The sequence below is a fragment of the Salirhabdus euzebyi genome (assembly GCF_014207435.1).
GTDB classification, from domain to species: Bacteria; Bacillota; Bacilli; order Bacillales; family Alkalibacillaceae; genus Salirhabdus; species Salirhabdus euzebyi.
Window position 1 is genome coordinate 126,704 of the sequence record NZ_JACHGH010000006.1, and the last position, 15,150, is coordinate 141,853.

At 37.2% G+C, this 15,150-nt stretch carries 13 protein-coding genes and 1 pseudogene; 11 read left to right on the top strand and 3 right to left on the bottom strand.

The annotated features are described in order from the left end of the window. Window positions 1-232 precede the first annotated feature (232 nt). From HNQ94_RS11435 to HNQ94_RS11460, 6 genes are all read left to right on the top strand, one after another. On the top strand, window positions 233-1,006 hold the full coding sequence (locus tag HNQ94_RS11435) for a MeeY/MeeF family manganese export membrane protein (RefSeq protein WP_174496583.1): 774 nt from the start codon (window positions 233-235) through the stop codon (window positions 1,004-1,006). 102 nt (window positions 1,007-1,108) lie between these two features. Beyond that, window positions 1,109-2,203 carry a PRK06851 family protein gene (locus HNQ94_RS11440; RefSeq protein ID WP_174496582.1) on the top strand — a complete coding sequence of 365 codons (1,095 nt, stop codon included), beginning with the start codon at window positions 1,109-1,111 and terminating at the stop codon, window positions 2,201-2,203. A gap of 19 nt (window positions 2,204-2,222) precedes the next feature. Beyond that, a complete protein-coding gene (locus tag HNQ94_RS11445) occupies window positions 2,223-2,948 on the top strand; it encodes a 5-formyltetrahydrofolate cyclo-ligase (RefSeq protein WP_174496581.1) in 726 nt (241 codons plus the stop codon). Window positions 2,949-2,973: 25 nt separating this feature from the next. Beyond that, window positions 2,974-3,426, top strand: coding sequence for an OsmC family protein (locus HNQ94_RS11450; RefSeq protein WP_174496580.1), 453 nt, complete (start codon window positions 2,974-2,976; stop codon window positions 3,424-3,426). Window positions 3,427-3,644: 218 nt separating this feature from the next. Beyond that, on the top strand, window positions 3,645-5,048 hold the full coding sequence (locus HNQ94_RS11455; protein WP_174496579.1) for an L-cystine transporter: 1,404 nt from the start codon (window positions 3,645-3,647) through the stop codon (window positions 5,046-5,048). A 135-nt stretch (window positions 5,049-5,183) separates the two neighbouring features. Next, window positions 5,184-6,425 (top strand): aminopeptidase, encoded by a 1,242-nt coding sequence (locus HNQ94_RS11460; RefSeq protein WP_174496578.1) that lies wholly within the window; start codon window positions 5,184-5,186, stop codon window positions 6,423-6,425. Window positions 6,426-6,644: 219 nt separating this feature from the next. On the opposite strand, the pseudogene HNQ94_RS19865 reads toward HNQ94_RS11460, so the two are convergent. Further along, window positions 6,645-6,977 (bottom strand): annotated as a pseudogene (locus HNQ94_RS19865) (C40 family peptidase); the annotation flags it as partial. 759 nt (window positions 6,978-7,736) lie between these two features. Next, window positions 7,737-9,095 carry a YjiH family protein gene (locus tag HNQ94_RS11470; RefSeq protein WP_174496577.1) on the bottom strand — a complete coding sequence of 453 codons (1,359 nt, stop codon included), beginning with the start codon at window positions 9,093-9,095 and terminating at the stop codon, window positions 7,737-7,739. A 282-nt stretch (window positions 9,096-9,377) separates the two neighbouring features. On the opposite strand from HNQ94_RS11470, the gene HNQ94_RS11475 reads away from it, so the two are divergent. Next, the gene (locus tag HNQ94_RS11475; RefSeq protein ID WP_174496576.1) at window positions 9,378-9,518 is read left to right on the top strand and encodes a hypothetical protein; all 141 of its coding nucleotides are present in this window, start codon (window positions 9,378-9,380) and stop codon (window positions 9,516-9,518) included. A 231-nt stretch (window positions 9,519-9,749) separates the two neighbouring features. Further along, on the top strand, window positions 9,750-11,153 hold the full coding sequence (locus HNQ94_RS11480) for a Na+/H+ antiporter NhaC family protein (protein WP_311771628.1): 1,404 nt from the start codon (window positions 9,750-9,752) through the stop codon (window positions 11,151-11,153). Between the two features lie 15 nt (window positions 11,154-11,168). On the opposite strand, the gene HNQ94_RS11485 is transcribed toward HNQ94_RS11480, so the two are convergent. Then, window positions 11,169-12,371 (bottom strand): acyl-CoA dehydrogenase family protein, encoded by a 1,203-nt coding sequence (locus HNQ94_RS11485; protein ID WP_174496574.1) that lies wholly within the window; start codon window positions 12,369-12,371, stop codon window positions 11,169-11,171. 395 nt (window positions 12,372-12,766) lie between these two features. Between HNQ94_RS11485 and HNQ94_RS11490 the strand changes: the two genes are divergently transcribed. Genes HNQ94_RS11490 through HNQ94_RS11500 form a run of 3 tightly spaced genes read left to right on the top strand, consistent with a single transcriptional unit; the run spans window position 12,767 to window position 14,960 of the window. Further along, a complete protein-coding gene (locus tag HNQ94_RS11490) occupies window positions 12,767-13,552 on the top strand; it encodes a basic amino acid ABC transporter substrate-binding protein (protein WP_174496573.1) in 786 nt (261 codons plus the stop codon). Between the two features lie 39 nt (window positions 13,553-13,591). Then, window positions 13,592-14,251 carry an amino acid ABC transporter permease gene (locus HNQ94_RS11495; protein WP_174496572.1) on the top strand — a complete coding sequence of 220 codons (660 nt, stop codon included), beginning with the start codon at window positions 13,592-13,594 and terminating at the stop codon, window positions 14,249-14,251. Then, a complete protein-coding gene (locus tag HNQ94_RS11500; RefSeq protein WP_174496571.1) occupies window positions 14,244-14,960 on the top strand; it encodes an amino acid ABC transporter ATP-binding protein in 717 nt (238 codons plus the stop codon). The genes HNQ94_RS11495 and HNQ94_RS11500 overlap by 8 nt, the downstream gene beginning before the upstream one ends. The last annotated feature ends 190 nt before the right edge of the window (window positions 14,961-15,150 follow it).

A 15,150-nucleotide genomic window follows, 5' to 3' on the forward strand; every position in this document is an offset into this window, starting at 1 on the left:
GTTAAGCTAATGTTTATAAATGAATATACCTTTTTTCGAAAAGGGGAGTAGCACTACAATAAAGTCGTCATTTCGGGCACGAATAGTTCCCCGGCTTTATTGGCAACAAAAAAATGTTGTTAGCGAGACCTTTACGGGTAATACTACACGTGAAGGTCTTTTTTGAGACCTTTACCACGCCCGGTAAAGGTTTTTTTCATTTTGAAAACTGACTAAGGAGTGTATATGAAATATGGATGCTAGTCTTTTAATGGAATATGGTTGGGTATTACTTGTACTAATAGCACTAGAAGGAATTTTAGCAGCAGACAACGCAATGGTACTTGCAATTATGGTAAAGCATCTTCCTGAAGAGCAAAGAAAAAAGGCGTTGTTTTATGGTCTACTAGGAGCCTTCGTATTTAGAGTTGGGTCGCTATTTATTATTTCGTTCTTAGTGAATGTATGGCAGGTTCAGGCTTTAGGGGCAGCTTATTTGCTGTTTATTGCTATTAATCATTTATTTAAAAAGCATGTTAGGAAAAAAGACCATCACCAAGGTACTGCAAAACTCAATGAAAAAGGATCAAGCTTTTGGATGACTGTATTAAAAGTAGAAGTGGCAGATATTGCTTTTGCAGTAGACTCCATTTTAGCTGCTGTTGCATTAGCTGTTGCGCTACCGCCAACAACCTTACCTCAAATTGGTGGTATGGACGGAGGTCAATTTTTAGTTATTTTAATTGGTGGTTTAATAGGTGTCATCATTATGAGATTCGCAGCAACATACTTTGTTAAATTATTGGAAAGAAAACCTGGTTTAGAAACTGCTGCCTTTATTATAGTTGGTTGGGTAGGGGTCAAGCTACTAGTTCTTACGTTAGCTCACCCATCTGTAGGTATAATAGATGAACACTTCCCACATTCCACTATGTGGAAGGCATTCTTCTATGTCGTACTAGTTGCCGTTTTAGTTATTGGTTGGTTTGCCGGAAGCAAGAAAACAAGCGAGCTAGAAGGTCATTAGGAGTAGGCTATATAAAAATGAATAAGATAGCTATATAGGCAATCACCCACTAACGTTATGTTGCATAAAGTATTGTGTAACTAATTCGTTAGGGGTGATTTTTTGTCTAAATCAGTGAAAAACTATTATGCTGGTGGAAATACGGCTAAAGGATTTTATGACCTTTTTTCATCTTCTTTAAAGCAACTAGATCGTATTTTTATCCTAAAAGGTGGCCCAGGAACAGGAAAATCTACACTTATGAAAAAAATTGGTGAGAAGTGGGGTCAGCAATACGATACTGAATATATACATTGTTCAGCAGACTATGGCTCGATCGATGGGGTCATTATTCCGGAACTAAGTGCTGGGGTTGTTGATGGTACGGCTCCTCATGTTATAGAACCACAATATCCTGGAATTATTGAAGAATACATCAATTTAGGGGAAGCTTGGGACTCCTCCAAGTTACAAGAAAATAAGCAAGAAGTGTTTTATGTGAAAGAACAAATAAAGAAGTGCTATGATGAAGCATATACCATTTTTGCAGAAGCGCTGAAAATACACGATGATTGGGAAAAAATATTCATTGAAAACCTGGATGTATACAAAGCAGAAGAGCTGACAAACCGCTTAACGGATGAGTTTTTCGCTACAATTTCTTTAAACAAAAAGGCAAATGTCGTCCACCGATTCCTTGGAGCTGCTACACCAGAAGGTCCAATTGACTTTATAGAAAATTTAACAGAGGATATAAATAAACGTTATTTTCTCAAGGGTAGACCAGGGTCAGGAAAATCAACTTTACTTAAAACATTAGCAAAAAGAGCGGAAGCAAGAGGTTTTGATGTAGAGGTATATCATTGTGGGTTTGACCCCGAAAGTTTGGATATGCTTATTTTTAGAGAATTAGGAGTTGCTATTTTTGATAGCACAAGTCCTCATGAGCATTTTCCTTCACGAAAAGGGGATGAAATAGTGGATATGTATGAAGAACTTATTGCCCCTGGTACCGATGAAAAATATGAAGAAGAAATCGAACACTTTTCAAAAAAATACGCTGAAAAGATGAAATTAGCTACATCACACTTGAAGGAAAGTAACAAATTAAGAAATGAACTTGAATCTTATTATATTCAAGCGATGGATTATTCTATTGTAGAACAGAAACAACTTCAGATTGAAAAAGCTATTAAGGAAATAGAAAAAATGCATTAAGGCTTAAGTGGAGGGGCATATGAAAAATAAAGCAGAAATACGAGAAGAAATATGGGATCAGTTAACAGAGCAAAAACTTGGACGATTTCCGTTTCCGTTACACGGAAGAATACCTAACTTTAAAGGTTCTGAAATTGCTGCCAAGTATGTGACGCAATTAGATGTATACAAAGAAGCCAAAGTAATCAAAGTGAATCCGGATGCCCCTCAGCTTCCTTTACGGGCTCAAGCAATAAAAGATGGAAAAATTGTGCTCATTCCGACCCCTCGCCTAAAGGCGGGTTTTATCGAAATCAGACCCGAAAATGTACCTCCAGGGGAAGAACGTAAAGCTACAAGTCTCTCTAACATGAAGAAATATGGACAAGAGTTGGCTTTGAAAGATCTACCACGAGTGGACCTTTTTGTAGTTGGGGCCGTTGCTGTTCATCAGGATGGTAGTAGGGTTGGTAAAGGAGAAGGCTATGCGGACCGGGAGTATGCAATTTTAAGAGAGTTGGGTAATCCAGAAATTCCAATTATTACGACTGTGCATAGCATTCAATTTATTGACGAACCGTTTCCTGCTGACAAATTTGATATCGTGTCAGATTGGGTTGCAACGGAAAAAGGGATATATAAAGTGGAAACCACTCGCACAAAACCTGAAGGAATTGTTTGGGAACGAGTAACAGAACAAGAAAGAAAAGATATGCCAGTCCTAGAGGAAATATGGGCGATAAAAGAAGAGGGAAAATCGAAATAACAAGAGTAAACGAGGTGTAATAACGATGGTGGAACATACTTTTTATTTAAAAGCAGATTGGCCTGGTGGAAGAAACAGTGTTGGTTTTATAGATGCCGGTAACTTAAAAACTAAAATTTCTATACCACCTGAAATGAATGGTCCTGGGGAAGGAACGAACCCCGATGAAATGCTGTTAGGAGCTGCAGCGACTTGTTATATCATTACGCTTGCTGCAATGATAGAAAGAGCCGGCCTCCCACTTTTAAAAATGAGTCATGAATCAGAGGGGATTGTAGAGTTTGCGAAAGGCGTTATTACATATAAAAAAATAATTCATATGCCTACTGTTGTGCTGGGCTCATCTGCAACAGAAAAACAGATGAGGGAATTAAAGTTGTTAACAGAAAAGGCGGAGAAAAGCTGTATGATTTCAAGAGCCATTCAAGGAAACGTTGAAATAGAATTAAAAGCATCGCTGTCTATTGAAAAGGAATAACTGTGTAATGTTGAAAGGCCTACTTTTGCGAAGTAGGCCTTTTTCGTATTTCATTTTTAAAGGGAGACAAATGAGTTGACGATATTTTCATGTGATTGTATAGTATGTAAAGCATAGTAAACATATCGGGTTTTAATTATATAAAAGAGATGTGTTTCATACAATGAATGGAGCCTTTTGCTCATTAATAACATTTCCTAAAAAGGGGAGGAGTTTCAATGACTACAGCAGTTTATGTTTTGCTGAATATAGTAATTATAGCAGGGTTAATTGGTTTATTAATTTATATGCAAAAAAAGCACGTCTCATTTAGTAAACGTGTTTTTACTGGTTTAGGACTTGGAGTTTTACTTGGGACCTTTCTACAACTTGCTTACGGAACAGGCTCTGAAGTGGTTGGTCAAACGACTGAATGGTACAACATTTTAGGTAGAGGTTATGTAAAATTATTAATGATGATTGTTATTCCATTAATTATGGTCTCGATTATCCAATCAATCATTAACTTAGAAAAATCGTCTGAGTTAGGAAAAATGTCTGCTTGGATTATTGGGATTTTAGTCGGTACTGCTATGTTAGCAGCATTAGTCGGTGTAGCGGCTTCGTTAATTTTCAACCTAAACGCAGGTGAAATTGAAGCAGGTCAAGCGGAACAAGATCGTGGGATTTACTTAGAAGAAAGACTTGATGGCTTGGAAAACATGTCTACGCCACAAAAAATATTAGAGTTTATCCCGTCAAATCCATTTGAAGATATGACAGGTGCACGTGCAACATCAACTATTGCTGTTGTAATATTCTCCGCATTTATCGGAATTGCTGTTTTAGGTGTGCGGAGGAAAGCACCAGAACAGGCTGAGATGTTTACGAAAATAATTAATTCCATTTATGCTGTTGTTATGCGAATAGTTACATTAGTTCTTCGCTTAACACCATTTGGTATATTGGGGTTAATGGCGAACACCGTAGCGAACACCGATATTGGAGGAGTTCTAGAACTCGGTAAGTTTGTGTTAGCATCCTATGTAGCCCTTTTCGCTATGTTTATTATTCACCTAGTATTTGTCGGTGTGTTTGGCCTAAATCCTTTAACATATGTGAAGAAGGTATTGCCAGTATTAGGATTTGCTTTTACTTCTCGCTCAAGTGCTGGAACGATTCCGTTGAATGTTCAAGCACAAAAGAACAACCTAGGTGTACCAGATGGTATCGCAAACATGTCTGCATCTTTTGGGGCAACTATTGGTCAAAATGGATGTGCCGGTATTTATCCAGCCATGCTTGCAGTAATGATTGCGCCATCACAAGGTATTAACCCATTGGATCTAAGCTTCTTAATTCCATTAGTAATCATTACAGGAATTAGTTCCTTCGGTGTTGCTGGTGTAGGAGGAGGAGCAACTTTTGCAGCATTGATTGTTCTATCTGCAATGAACTTACCAGTTGCCTTAGCAGGTCTACTCATTACAGTGGAACCACTAATTGACATGGGCCGTACAGCGCTAAACGTAAATGGAGCAATGACTTCTGGTACGTTGACTTCTCGTATACTAGGAAAATTAGATATGAAAAAATTTAATGATAAAGAGGCAATTGAAAAAGACCTATCAAATGCATTATAAAAAAACAGAAATACGACTGTTACAAGTGGTAACAGTCGTATTTTATTTGCATTTTGTCATATAATATAGACTATTAATACTTGGTATTAGTAGCTCAATATGAAATAATAGAGAAAAAGGTGAAGGGGGATTCCTATGAAAGCAACAGAACAAACGTTAAGAAAGTATGCAAAGCTTGCCATACATACAGGGGTAAATATTCAAAAAGGCCAAGCACTATTAATTAATGCTCCAATTGAAGGTGTTGAATTTGTACGATATGTAGTAGAAGAAGCATACAATGCTGGTGCCGAAAACGTGCAAATTGATTGGAGTGACGATGTCATTTCTAGGTTGAAATTTGAAAATGAACCAATGAAGGTTTTAGAACATTTCCCGGAGTGGCGTGTACAAAAAATGAATGAACATGTGGAAAAAGGTGGAGCAGTCTTATCCGTATATGGTCCAAATCCAGAATTACTAAAAGGGATTGACCCACAAAAACCAGCTGCAGCAAGTAAAGCAGCAGGCCAAGCCTTAGAAAAATATCGTAGCTTCATGATGAATGACCGTGTACAATGGTCAATCGTTGCTATCCCGACACAAGGCTGGGTGAAGAAGGTATATCCTGATCTTAGTGTAGAAGAAGGTACTGAGCAGTTATGGGAACAAATCTTTAAAATCGTCCGTGTAGATAAAGAGGATCCAATTGCAGAATGGGCTAAGCACAATGAAACGTTACGTAAAGCTCGTGAAGTGTTAAACGCAAAACAATATAAAAAATTAATCTACAGTGCACCAGGCACAGATTTAACAATAGAACTGCCTGAAAATCACATTTGGCACGGGGGTTCTGCGAAAGCAGAAACAGGTGCAACGTTTAATCCGAATATGCCAACAGAGGAAGTTTTCACAATGCCTCATAAAGATCGGATTAACGGTACGGTAAGAAGCACGAAGCCATTAAATTACCATGGTAACTTAATTGAGAATTTCAGTTTAACGTTTAAAGATGGAAAAGTAGTAGACTATACTGCTGAAGCGGGCTATGAAACGTTAAAGCAATTATTAGATACAGATGAAGGCTCTAAATCACTAGGTGAAGTAGCCTTAGTACCACATACTTCTCCAGTTTCTCAAGCTAATGTTGTGTTCTTTAACACGTTATTTGATGAAAATGCCTCTTGCCACTTAGCTTTAGGTGAAGCTTATCCTACAAATATTAAGGATGGAGCAAAATTATCTAAGGAAGAGCTTAATGAGCGAGGAGCAAACACTAGCTTGAACCATGAGGATTTCATGATTGGATCAGCTGAATTAGATATTGATGCAGAAACAAAGGATGGAAAAATAGAACCAATTTTCCGTAAAGGAAATTGGGCTATAGATTTAGGATAAAGAAAAAAGCTGCCGGTTGGCAGCTTTTTTTGTTGATTTAAAGATTCAATGGAGCGAATTGCTGATTCAAATGAAAGAATTAAAAGTTCACATGAAAGAATTAAAGGTTCACATGAATTAATTGAAGGTTCAGGTGACCGAATTAAAGGTTCAAGTAAAGGAATTGCAGACTCAATGAAATTATTCGCAAATAGATCAAATTATGGCAAATTTAAAGGATTAAAAGTATTTCTTCGCTCCTAAATAGCGTTGTTTCCAGTAAGAGTTATCCATTGAACTAATGGTAATTCCATTTGAGCTACTTGCATGAATAAATTGATTATTTCCTAAATAAAGTCCAGCATGTGAAGCGCCAGGTTTATACGTTTCAAAGAATACTAGGTCACCAACACGTGGTGATGTAATAGATGAACCTGCATCATAGATAGATGCTACAGTTCTAGGAATTGAAATACCATTTTGAGCGAATACATAGTTTAGGAATCCACTACAATCAAAACCAGCAGGAGTACTTCCGCCCCAAACATAAGGAGTTCCAATATGCTGTTTCGCATCAGCAATAATGTCGTCTACTAAGCTAGTTTTAGCTGGTTCAGGTGTACTTGATTGGCTAGCTTGTAATTTTAATGTTTGCCCTATACGAATAACGTTACTAGAAAGACCATTCCACTGTTTAATTTGGTTAACCGTAACATTGTGTTGACGGCTAATCGACCATAGTGAATCTCCAGATTTTACTGTATAGCTAGTTGCGGTAGTAGTTGACCCGCCTGTAGACCCTGAAGAAGCTTGTCCAGAAATGCTTATCTTTTGACCGACATAAATAGCATTAGAAGAAAGGTTATTTAAATTTTTAATAGTTTGTACAGTTGTGTTGTATTGGCGGCTAATGGACCACAATGTATCACCCGATCCAACTGTATGTGTACGGTTAGTTACAGTTGCAGTTGGTATGTTAATAGATTGTCCAACATAAATATTATTAGTACTTAGTCCATTTGCAGATTTGATTTTATCTACTGAAACGTTGTATTGTTTCGATAGGCCCCATAAAGTGTCACCCGATTTTACTGTTACCGTATCGGCACTTGCCACTGTACCAAATGCAAGGGAAGCAGTTAGGCCAGCAGCTATAATCATAGATTTACGAAATTTCATGATAATTCCCTCCTGTTGTTGTTTTTCGTGTTGCTTATCGTAAATAAATAGTAACAGAAATTAAGCAGAAAACAGGTGGGAAGTAATGGCAACAAAAATAACCCCTTGCCGTTCTAAGGCTAAGGGGTATATTACAATTATGTTTCAATCCTTTTAGAAGATAAAATGTGCAATAAGCACAATGATTGGAAGTGTAATAATGGTTCGGAGTAAGAAAATCATAAATAAGTGACCTAAATTGACTGGAATTTTAGATCCTAAAATCAACCCACCAACCTCAGACATGTAAATTAGCTGGGAGACAGATAAACACGCAATAACAAAACGTGTGAGTTCACTTTCAGCAGTTGAAATGAGGATTGCGGGTAAAAACATATCAGCAAAGCCGATCAGAATTGTTTCGGAAGCTTGCTGTGCCTCTGGTAACTGCATCAATTCTAATAGCGGTATAAACGGAACCCCAAGCCATTGGAAGATAGGTGTATATTCAGCAAGAACTAATGCCACGGTTCCAAATGCCATCACAACAGGAGCTACACCCATCCACATATCCAATACATTTTGAGAACCTTCTCTAAAAAAAGTGCCGATACCATCACTCTTGGAAGCTCGTTTAACGGCCAATCGATAGCCCCAGCTAAAAGTGTTATGTTCAGCAGGGATTTCTTCTGTAATTTTGTCCTGTTTTTCATCAAGATACGTATCTTTAATTCTTGATAATGGTGGAATTCTTGGCATGATCAGTGCAGCAATAATCCCAGCTGCTAATACGGTTAAATAAAAAGGTACAAACATATGACCAAGACCAACCTCATTAATGATGACCAAACTAAAAGTGATAGAAACAACGGAAAAAGTTGTACCGATTACAGCTGCTTCCCTTTTCGTATAGTAGCCTTGTTCATATTGCTTACTCGTTAAAAGGACTCCAATTGTACCGTCACCTAACCAGGAGGCTAGATTATCAATGGAGGAACGTCCAGGTAAAGTAAATAACGGGCGCATAACCTTTTGTAATAATGTCCCAAAAAGCTCCAATAAACCAAAATTTAATAGTAAAGGCAGCAACATACCGGCAAATAAAAAAACAGCAAACAGTACATGAAGTAGACTGCCTAACAATAACCCGCCCGTGTATTCAGAATAAATAGCTTCAGGTCCAATTTGAAAAAATGTTAAAAGAGCAAAAACAGCCCCAAATACCCTTACAATTACCCAAAACCAAGACACGTTTAACAGGTTATTCACAAATGAAGGCTTTCGAAAAACATCGATAGGTGAATGATGAAGAAATTTCGCAACAAGTGTTAAAATGGCTGTTCCTGTAATAATAATTGTCATTATTGCCGTTAATTGGTTAGCTAATATTCCTTGTAACCAACTGGAAAGAATAGCAATAGGAATAGTAATTTCACCGTTATAAGGTATTGGTACAATAAAAAAGATTATGCCTATTAAGGAAGGTATAATGAATTTTAATTGGTTATCTAAAGAAAAAATCTTATCCTTCACAAATATCCACTCCTTTACTAGAATGCTTTTCTTAGAATAAACAAAAGAGCATTATCGTACTCATGAATTTTTATTTACATAAATAAATACCCAATTCAGAGAGAAATTAAAATTTATTTATCGACTTATACAGTTAGGATGAACCTAATTCTAATAAAAACCGACAAAAACCCATTGTCATATTATTATAAAAATTTACAAAAAAATTGTTAAAGATATCCACAAATTACTAACAAAGATGTATAATGGTAGGGGATTGGTATTTTTGTAAGGGGGAAAAGCATGAATACCACTATTGATTTGGAAAGACTCGTAATTGAGTTTGAGACGAAGTTGAATCGAGAACTTAATAAGCGAGAATGGGAGTTTCTCACCTGGGTACATAATAAACATAAGGAAAATCTTATAGAAAAGTCCGTTTAACGGTTTATTTTTCTATAAGGGGGGCACCTTGTCAGCGGACAAGGTGTTTTTTTGTGTTTAAAAAAGTTTAACTTTGTTAAAGGATCAAAGTATAAAAAAACTAAGGCTTTCGCCATAAGAACTTGACGACAATTAGTTTTTCTAATTTTTGTAAAGTCAAAAAGGAAATCTTGTATAGTTAACGAAAATTTTCACAACATAACAGGAGACTACAAAGAAAGGATAATGAATATGGATTGGCTTGCAATAGTTCCTTTTATTGTTGTAATTATCGTAGCAGTTTGGACGAAACAAGTAATTCCGAGCTTATTTTTAGGTGTCTTATCAGCGGGATATTTAGCCGAAATGCACTGGCTAAATGGTTTGACTGCTACCCTTCGATTTGTTGTAGAAAGTTTATCAGATCCAAATAACTTGAAAATCATTATCTTTTTATATATTTTTGCTGCATTAGTTGGTCTTATGAAAATGTCAGGCGGTATTAAAGGATTTGTTAAGACGGCTTCCTCTAGAGTAAATAGTAAAAGGAGCGCTATCTTCCTTACGTGGTTGTCTGCTCTTGGTACTTTTGCAGCACCTAGTTTTCGAATAGTCACGATTGCACCAGTTATGAAGGCGATGAGAAAAAAAGTAAAGATGTCTAAAGAGGAATTAGGCTTTATTATTGAGACAACAGCTACACCTTTAATTGTAATTATTCCTGTGGCAACCGCTTTTGTTGGTTATATGACCTCTGTTATAGAATTATCTATCCATCAAGCTGGAACGAATAATGATGCTTATAGTTTATTTTTAAATAGTATTCCATTTAACTTTTTTGCCTTTGCGATGCTAGCAACTGGGATATATTATGCATTTTTTCATCGCGCAAAGGATCCAGTTAATGTGGAAGAGGATACAGAAGATCACGGAGAAGAGGAGTGGGTAGATTGTCACCCGGCAGTAGCAAAGGACTTGCCTGCTAAACCGCTAAACTTACTACTTCCTTTAGTTAGTATCATCGGTTTAACGTTCTTTTTTATGTACGTATTAGGGTTAGAAAGTGGAACGAGAGGATTAGAGGTTTTCCTTGAAGCAAACGTATTGGATGCAATGGTTTTAGGATTACTTCTAACCATGATTTGGCTCGTTATTTCCTTATTAAGAGAGCATAAATTATCCAATATGATTCGATACCTCATTGATGGTGGAAACGACATGATGAGTGTTATCGTTCTTCTAACACTTGTATGGGCATTAAGTGTAGGTTCAGAGGAGTTGAAGTTTGCTGATGTAGTCTCCTCCTCGTTAGCTTGGATACCACCATCCTTTGTAGCAGGGTTATTGTTTATCGTAGGTTGCTTGTTATCATATTTTATTGGTTCTGCTTGGGGGACGTGGGGTATTTTAATGCCTGTAGGTGTATCATTGGCAACAGTTGCTGGCGTTGACCTAGCATTTGTCATTGGTGCCGTTTTTGCTAGTGGTACGTTTGGTGCCTTTGCTTCTCCATTAAGTGATGACACGAATACAACGGCAGGAATTTTAGATTTAAACCCAATGGATTATGCTAAATTCAAGTTGAAACCTGCACTTGTAGCTGCAACCATTGCAGCTATCTTGTTCTTTGTATTACCTTTCTTCCTCGATCTTTAATATAAAAAAGCCGTCTTAATGGACGGCTTTTTCTTCCTGCCAAGCAGGGAGCATTTTATTTAAAGTTTTATCTTCTCTGTAACCAAGCGCATATTCTGCCTGCATAATGGTATGAATTTCTCTCGTTCCTTCATATATAACAGGTGCCTTTGAATTTCTTAGAAATCGTTCTACCGGATATTCGTTTGAATACCCATAAGCACCGTGAATTTGTACGGCATCATCCGCTGCCTTATTGGCAATATCACACGCTTGCCATTTTGCCAAAGAAGTCTCTCTCGTATTTCTCTTTCCTTGATTTTTTAACTCTCCCGCCCGGTATACGAGTAAACGACTTATTTGAAGTCCTGCTTCCATGTTCGCAATCATTTGTTGTACTAATTGATGACGTCCAATTTCTTTTCCAAAAGTTTTGCGTTCGTGACAATAGTTCACGCTAGCCTCCAAACAAGCCATAGTAAGACCACAAGCACCTGCTGCTACGGTAAATCTACCGTTATCTAGAGCAGACATAGCAATTTTAAAGCCTTCACCTTCTTCGCCGAGTAAGTTTTCCACCGGTACTTTGACATGATCAAAAAATAACTCACCCGTATTCCCTGCTCGAATACCGAGTTTACCTTTAGTTGCCTTTGAGGAAAAACCAGGCATCTCACGTTCTACAATGAACGCTGATATACCATGGTGTTTTTTACTTTTATCTGTGTAAGCAAAAACAATAAAATTATCAGCAGTATCACATAAAGAAATCCATGTTTTTTGTCCATTTAGTACATAATAATTGCCTTCTCTGACAGCGGTGGTTTGAAGACTGGCTACATCTGATCCTGCATTTGGTTCTGTTAATCCGAAAGCACCAATTTTGTCTCCTTTTGCTTGAGGGACTAAGTATTTTTTCTTTTGTTCTTCATTTCCCCATTGCAAAAGAGTCATACTGTTTAGTCCTGTATGTACAGAAACAGCTGTGCGAAAAGCAGTATCACCCCGCTCCAACTCTTCACAAACGATAGCCAAAGCGTTGTAATCCATTCCGCTTCCTCCATATTCTTCAGGGATGCAAACACCCATTAAGCCAAGGTCTGCAAGTTTAACATAAATACTTTCATCAAAAGCGCCCTTTACATCCCAGTCCTTTATGTAAGGATTAATTTCCTGGTCAACAAAGCTTCGAACAGTTTGGCGCAAAAGGATCTGTTCTTCCGAAAAATCAAAATTCATAAAATCATCTCCTTGAAAATAAAATAGTAAAGCCAGTTGCACGTAGCTCCTATGTGAGGTGATAGGATACATGCAACTGGCTAGACTGATAGCTCACCACTTTGGTTTATTTTAACAAGACTGGACAACGATGAATTTAACTTCTATCTTCATTTTATCATGGCCTAGAAGTCTAGGAAACAATGTGAGAAGAGGTCTTGCTATAAAATTATGCAGAGGGGGAGGAACAAATGCTAAAGTTAACTAAATTTTCAATCTATTGAAAACGGTTAAATAGCATAAATATACAAAAAACAACTTTTTTATTCATAAATACTTTACTTTTATACAAATGGATGTATAATAATAAAATGCAATGAATAATTATACTTACTTAATTCGGGGGGATTTTAAAAATGAAAAAGGTTGCCGCATTATTAATTGGTTTAGCACTTATAGGTTTAGTTGCTTGTGGAAGTGAAGATACATCTGGAAGCGGAGATGCAAAAGAGCTTGTCATTTCAACAGAGGCTCAGTTTGCTCCATTTGAATTTATGGAAGGTGGAGAAGTAACTGGTTTTGATGTTGATTTAGCTACAGCAGTCTTAAAAGAAGCAGGATACAAAGCAACTTTTGAAAACGTAGGCTGGGAAACAATGCTTCAAAACGTAGAAAACGATAAAGTAGACTTAGCAGTTGCAGCGATTTCTATTACGGATGATCGCAAACTAACATATGATTTTTCTGATCCGTATTTTCAATCTACTTTAATGATTTTAGTTCCAGAAGATTCAGAGGTTGGTAGTGTAGGTGATTTGGAAGGTAAAACAGTAGGTGTTCAAATTTCAACAACTGGTGCAGATGCAGCAGAATCTATTTACGGAAAAAATTCTAGCCAAGTGAAAAAGTTTGATTCTATCACTCTAGCAATGATGTCTATGAACCAAGGGGATGTAGACGCAGTTATTGTAGATAACGTTGTAGCACAGGAATATGTGAAAAACAACCCAGATGTTGCAGTTAAGGGAATATATGACAACAGTGCATTTGAATCAGAATTTTATGGCTTTATGTATCCAAAAGATAGCGAGTTAGTTGATGAAATTAATGAAGCGTTAGCTACTGTAATGGAAAACGGTACGTATGCAGAGATTTATGAAGAATGGTTTGGTCAACAGCCAGACATGAGTGTATTTGAATAATTAATTTTAGGTAGTGCTGGATTGTAAGGGGGAAGTAGTATGGATTTCAACATGAATATCATCATAGAATATTGGCCGTTCTTTCTTAAAGGGGCCTTGCTAACATTAGGTATTTCCATTGCTGGTATAATAATTGGTGCTGTAATAGGTTTGTTTATTTCTTTTGGAAGAATGGCACCTAATAAATGGATTCGTATCCCTTTTTCACTATATATAAATAGTTTAAGAGGGACACCAGTCCTTATCCAATTATTTATCGTGCACTATGCTCTTCTTCCTGCAATCTATCCGCCTGGAACAGCTGTTACATCAGCTATTGTCACTTTGAGCCTGAACTCTTCTGCATACGTTGCAGAAATATTCCGTGCTGGTATACAATCATTAGATAAGGGACAAACAGAGGCAGCTAGGTCATTAGGGATGACCAAGGTTCAAACGATGAGATATATTATCGTTCCACAAGCGGTTAGACGAATGATACCGCCACTTGGGAATGAATTTATAACTTTAATCAAAGAATCATCATTAGCTGGAATTATCGCCGCAGAGGAACTCATGTATTGGGGGAAAGCTGCCATGGGGCAGTACCAAAGAGTATGGGAGCCTTATATTGCCGTTGCGATTATCTACCTCGTGATTGTCTTCAGCTTAACTTATTTACTGCAATGGATCGAGAAGAGGTGGGTACAACGTGATTAAAGTAAGAAATCTAGTAAAGCATTTCGGTAAAGATGAAGTATTAAAGGATATATCTTTAGATGTTGAAGAGAAAGAAGTAGTTGTAATCATCGGGCCATCAGGTTCAGGGAAATCTACTTTATTAAGATGTTTTAACAAATTGGAAGAAAGTACTTCGGGAACAATTGAAATTCAAGGAGTACATGTAGATAAATCAAATATAAACCAAATTCGGACTGAAGTAGGCATGGTGTTTCAACATTTTAATTTATTTCCACATAAATCTGTATTAGAAAATGTCATGATTGGTCCTATTAAAGTTAGAAAATGGTCTCATGAAGCGGCAAAGGACAAGGCGGTTGCCTTGCTTAAAAGGGTTGGGTTAGAAAGCAAAGCAGATAGCTATCCGGCATCCCTTTCTGGTGGACAGAAGCAAAGAGTAGCGATAGCTCGTGCCCTTGCGATGGAACCTAAAATTATGTTGTTTGATGAACCAACATCTGCTCTCGATCCAGAAATGGTTGGGGAAGTTTTGGCTGTCATTAAAGACTTAGCTCAAGAGGGTATGACGATGGTAGTCGTTACCCATGAAATGGGATTTGCTAGAGAAGTTGGGGACCGAGTAATTTTCATGGACCAAGGAAAAATTGTAGAAGAAGGAATACCAAATACGATATTCACCAGTCCAAAAGAAGAGAGAACAAAAGTGTTTTTAGATAAAGTGTTATAAAGATAAAAGGGTCTGTGTCCAAGAAATTTGGCACAAACCCTTTTTTGTTTTTTGCTTAGGAAATTTTAAAATTTCGGACTTGTGGATAAGTTAGTTGCACGGGGGAGCCAAGTCTAGCTCCAGCACCTACCCCCTCGGGACATAAGTCAATCCCTTCTGTGGCAAAAACCTCCACGGCAGGTCTTGTCTT

Excerpts from the sequence above, each read along its gene's own strand:
- HNQ94_RS11490 (WP_174496573.1), top strand. The coding sequence starts at position 12,767 with ATGAAAAAGGTTGCCGCATTATTAATTGGTTTAGCACTTATAGGTTTA.
- HNQ94_RS11485 (WP_174496574.1), bottom strand. The coding sequence starts at position 12,371 with ATGAATTTTGATTTTTCGGAAGAACAGATCCTTTTGCGCCAAACTGTT.
- HNQ94_RS11460 (WP_174496578.1), top strand. The coding sequence starts at position 5,184 with ATGAAAGCAACAGAACAAACGTTAAGAAAGTATGCAAAGCTTGCCATA.
- HNQ94_RS11475 (WP_174496576.1), top strand. The coding sequence starts at position 9,378 with ATGAATACCACTATTGATTTGGAAAGACTCGTAATTGAGTTTGAGACG.
- HNQ94_RS11450 (WP_174496580.1), top strand. The coding sequence starts at position 2,974 with ATGGTGGAACATACTTTTTATTTAAAAGCAGATTGGCCTGGTGGAAGA.
- HNQ94_RS11435 (WP_174496583.1), top strand. The coding sequence starts at position 233 with ATGGATGCTAGTCTTTTAATGGAATATGGTTGGGTATTACTTGTACTA.
- HNQ94_RS11495 (WP_174496572.1), top strand. The coding sequence starts at position 13,592 with ATGGATTTCAACATGAATATCATCATAGAATATTGGCCGTTCTTTCTT.
- HNQ94_RS11445 (WP_174496581.1), top strand. The coding sequence starts at position 2,223 with ATGAAAAATAAAGCAGAAATACGAGAAGAAATATGGGATCAGTTAACA.
- HNQ94_RS11455 (WP_174496579.1), top strand. The coding sequence starts at position 3,645 with ATGACTACAGCAGTTTATGTTTTGCTGAATATAGTAATTATAGCAGGG.
- HNQ94_RS11480 (WP_311771628.1), top strand. The coding sequence starts at position 9,750 with ATGGATTGGCTTGCAATAGTTCCTTTTATTGTTGTAATTATCGTAGCA.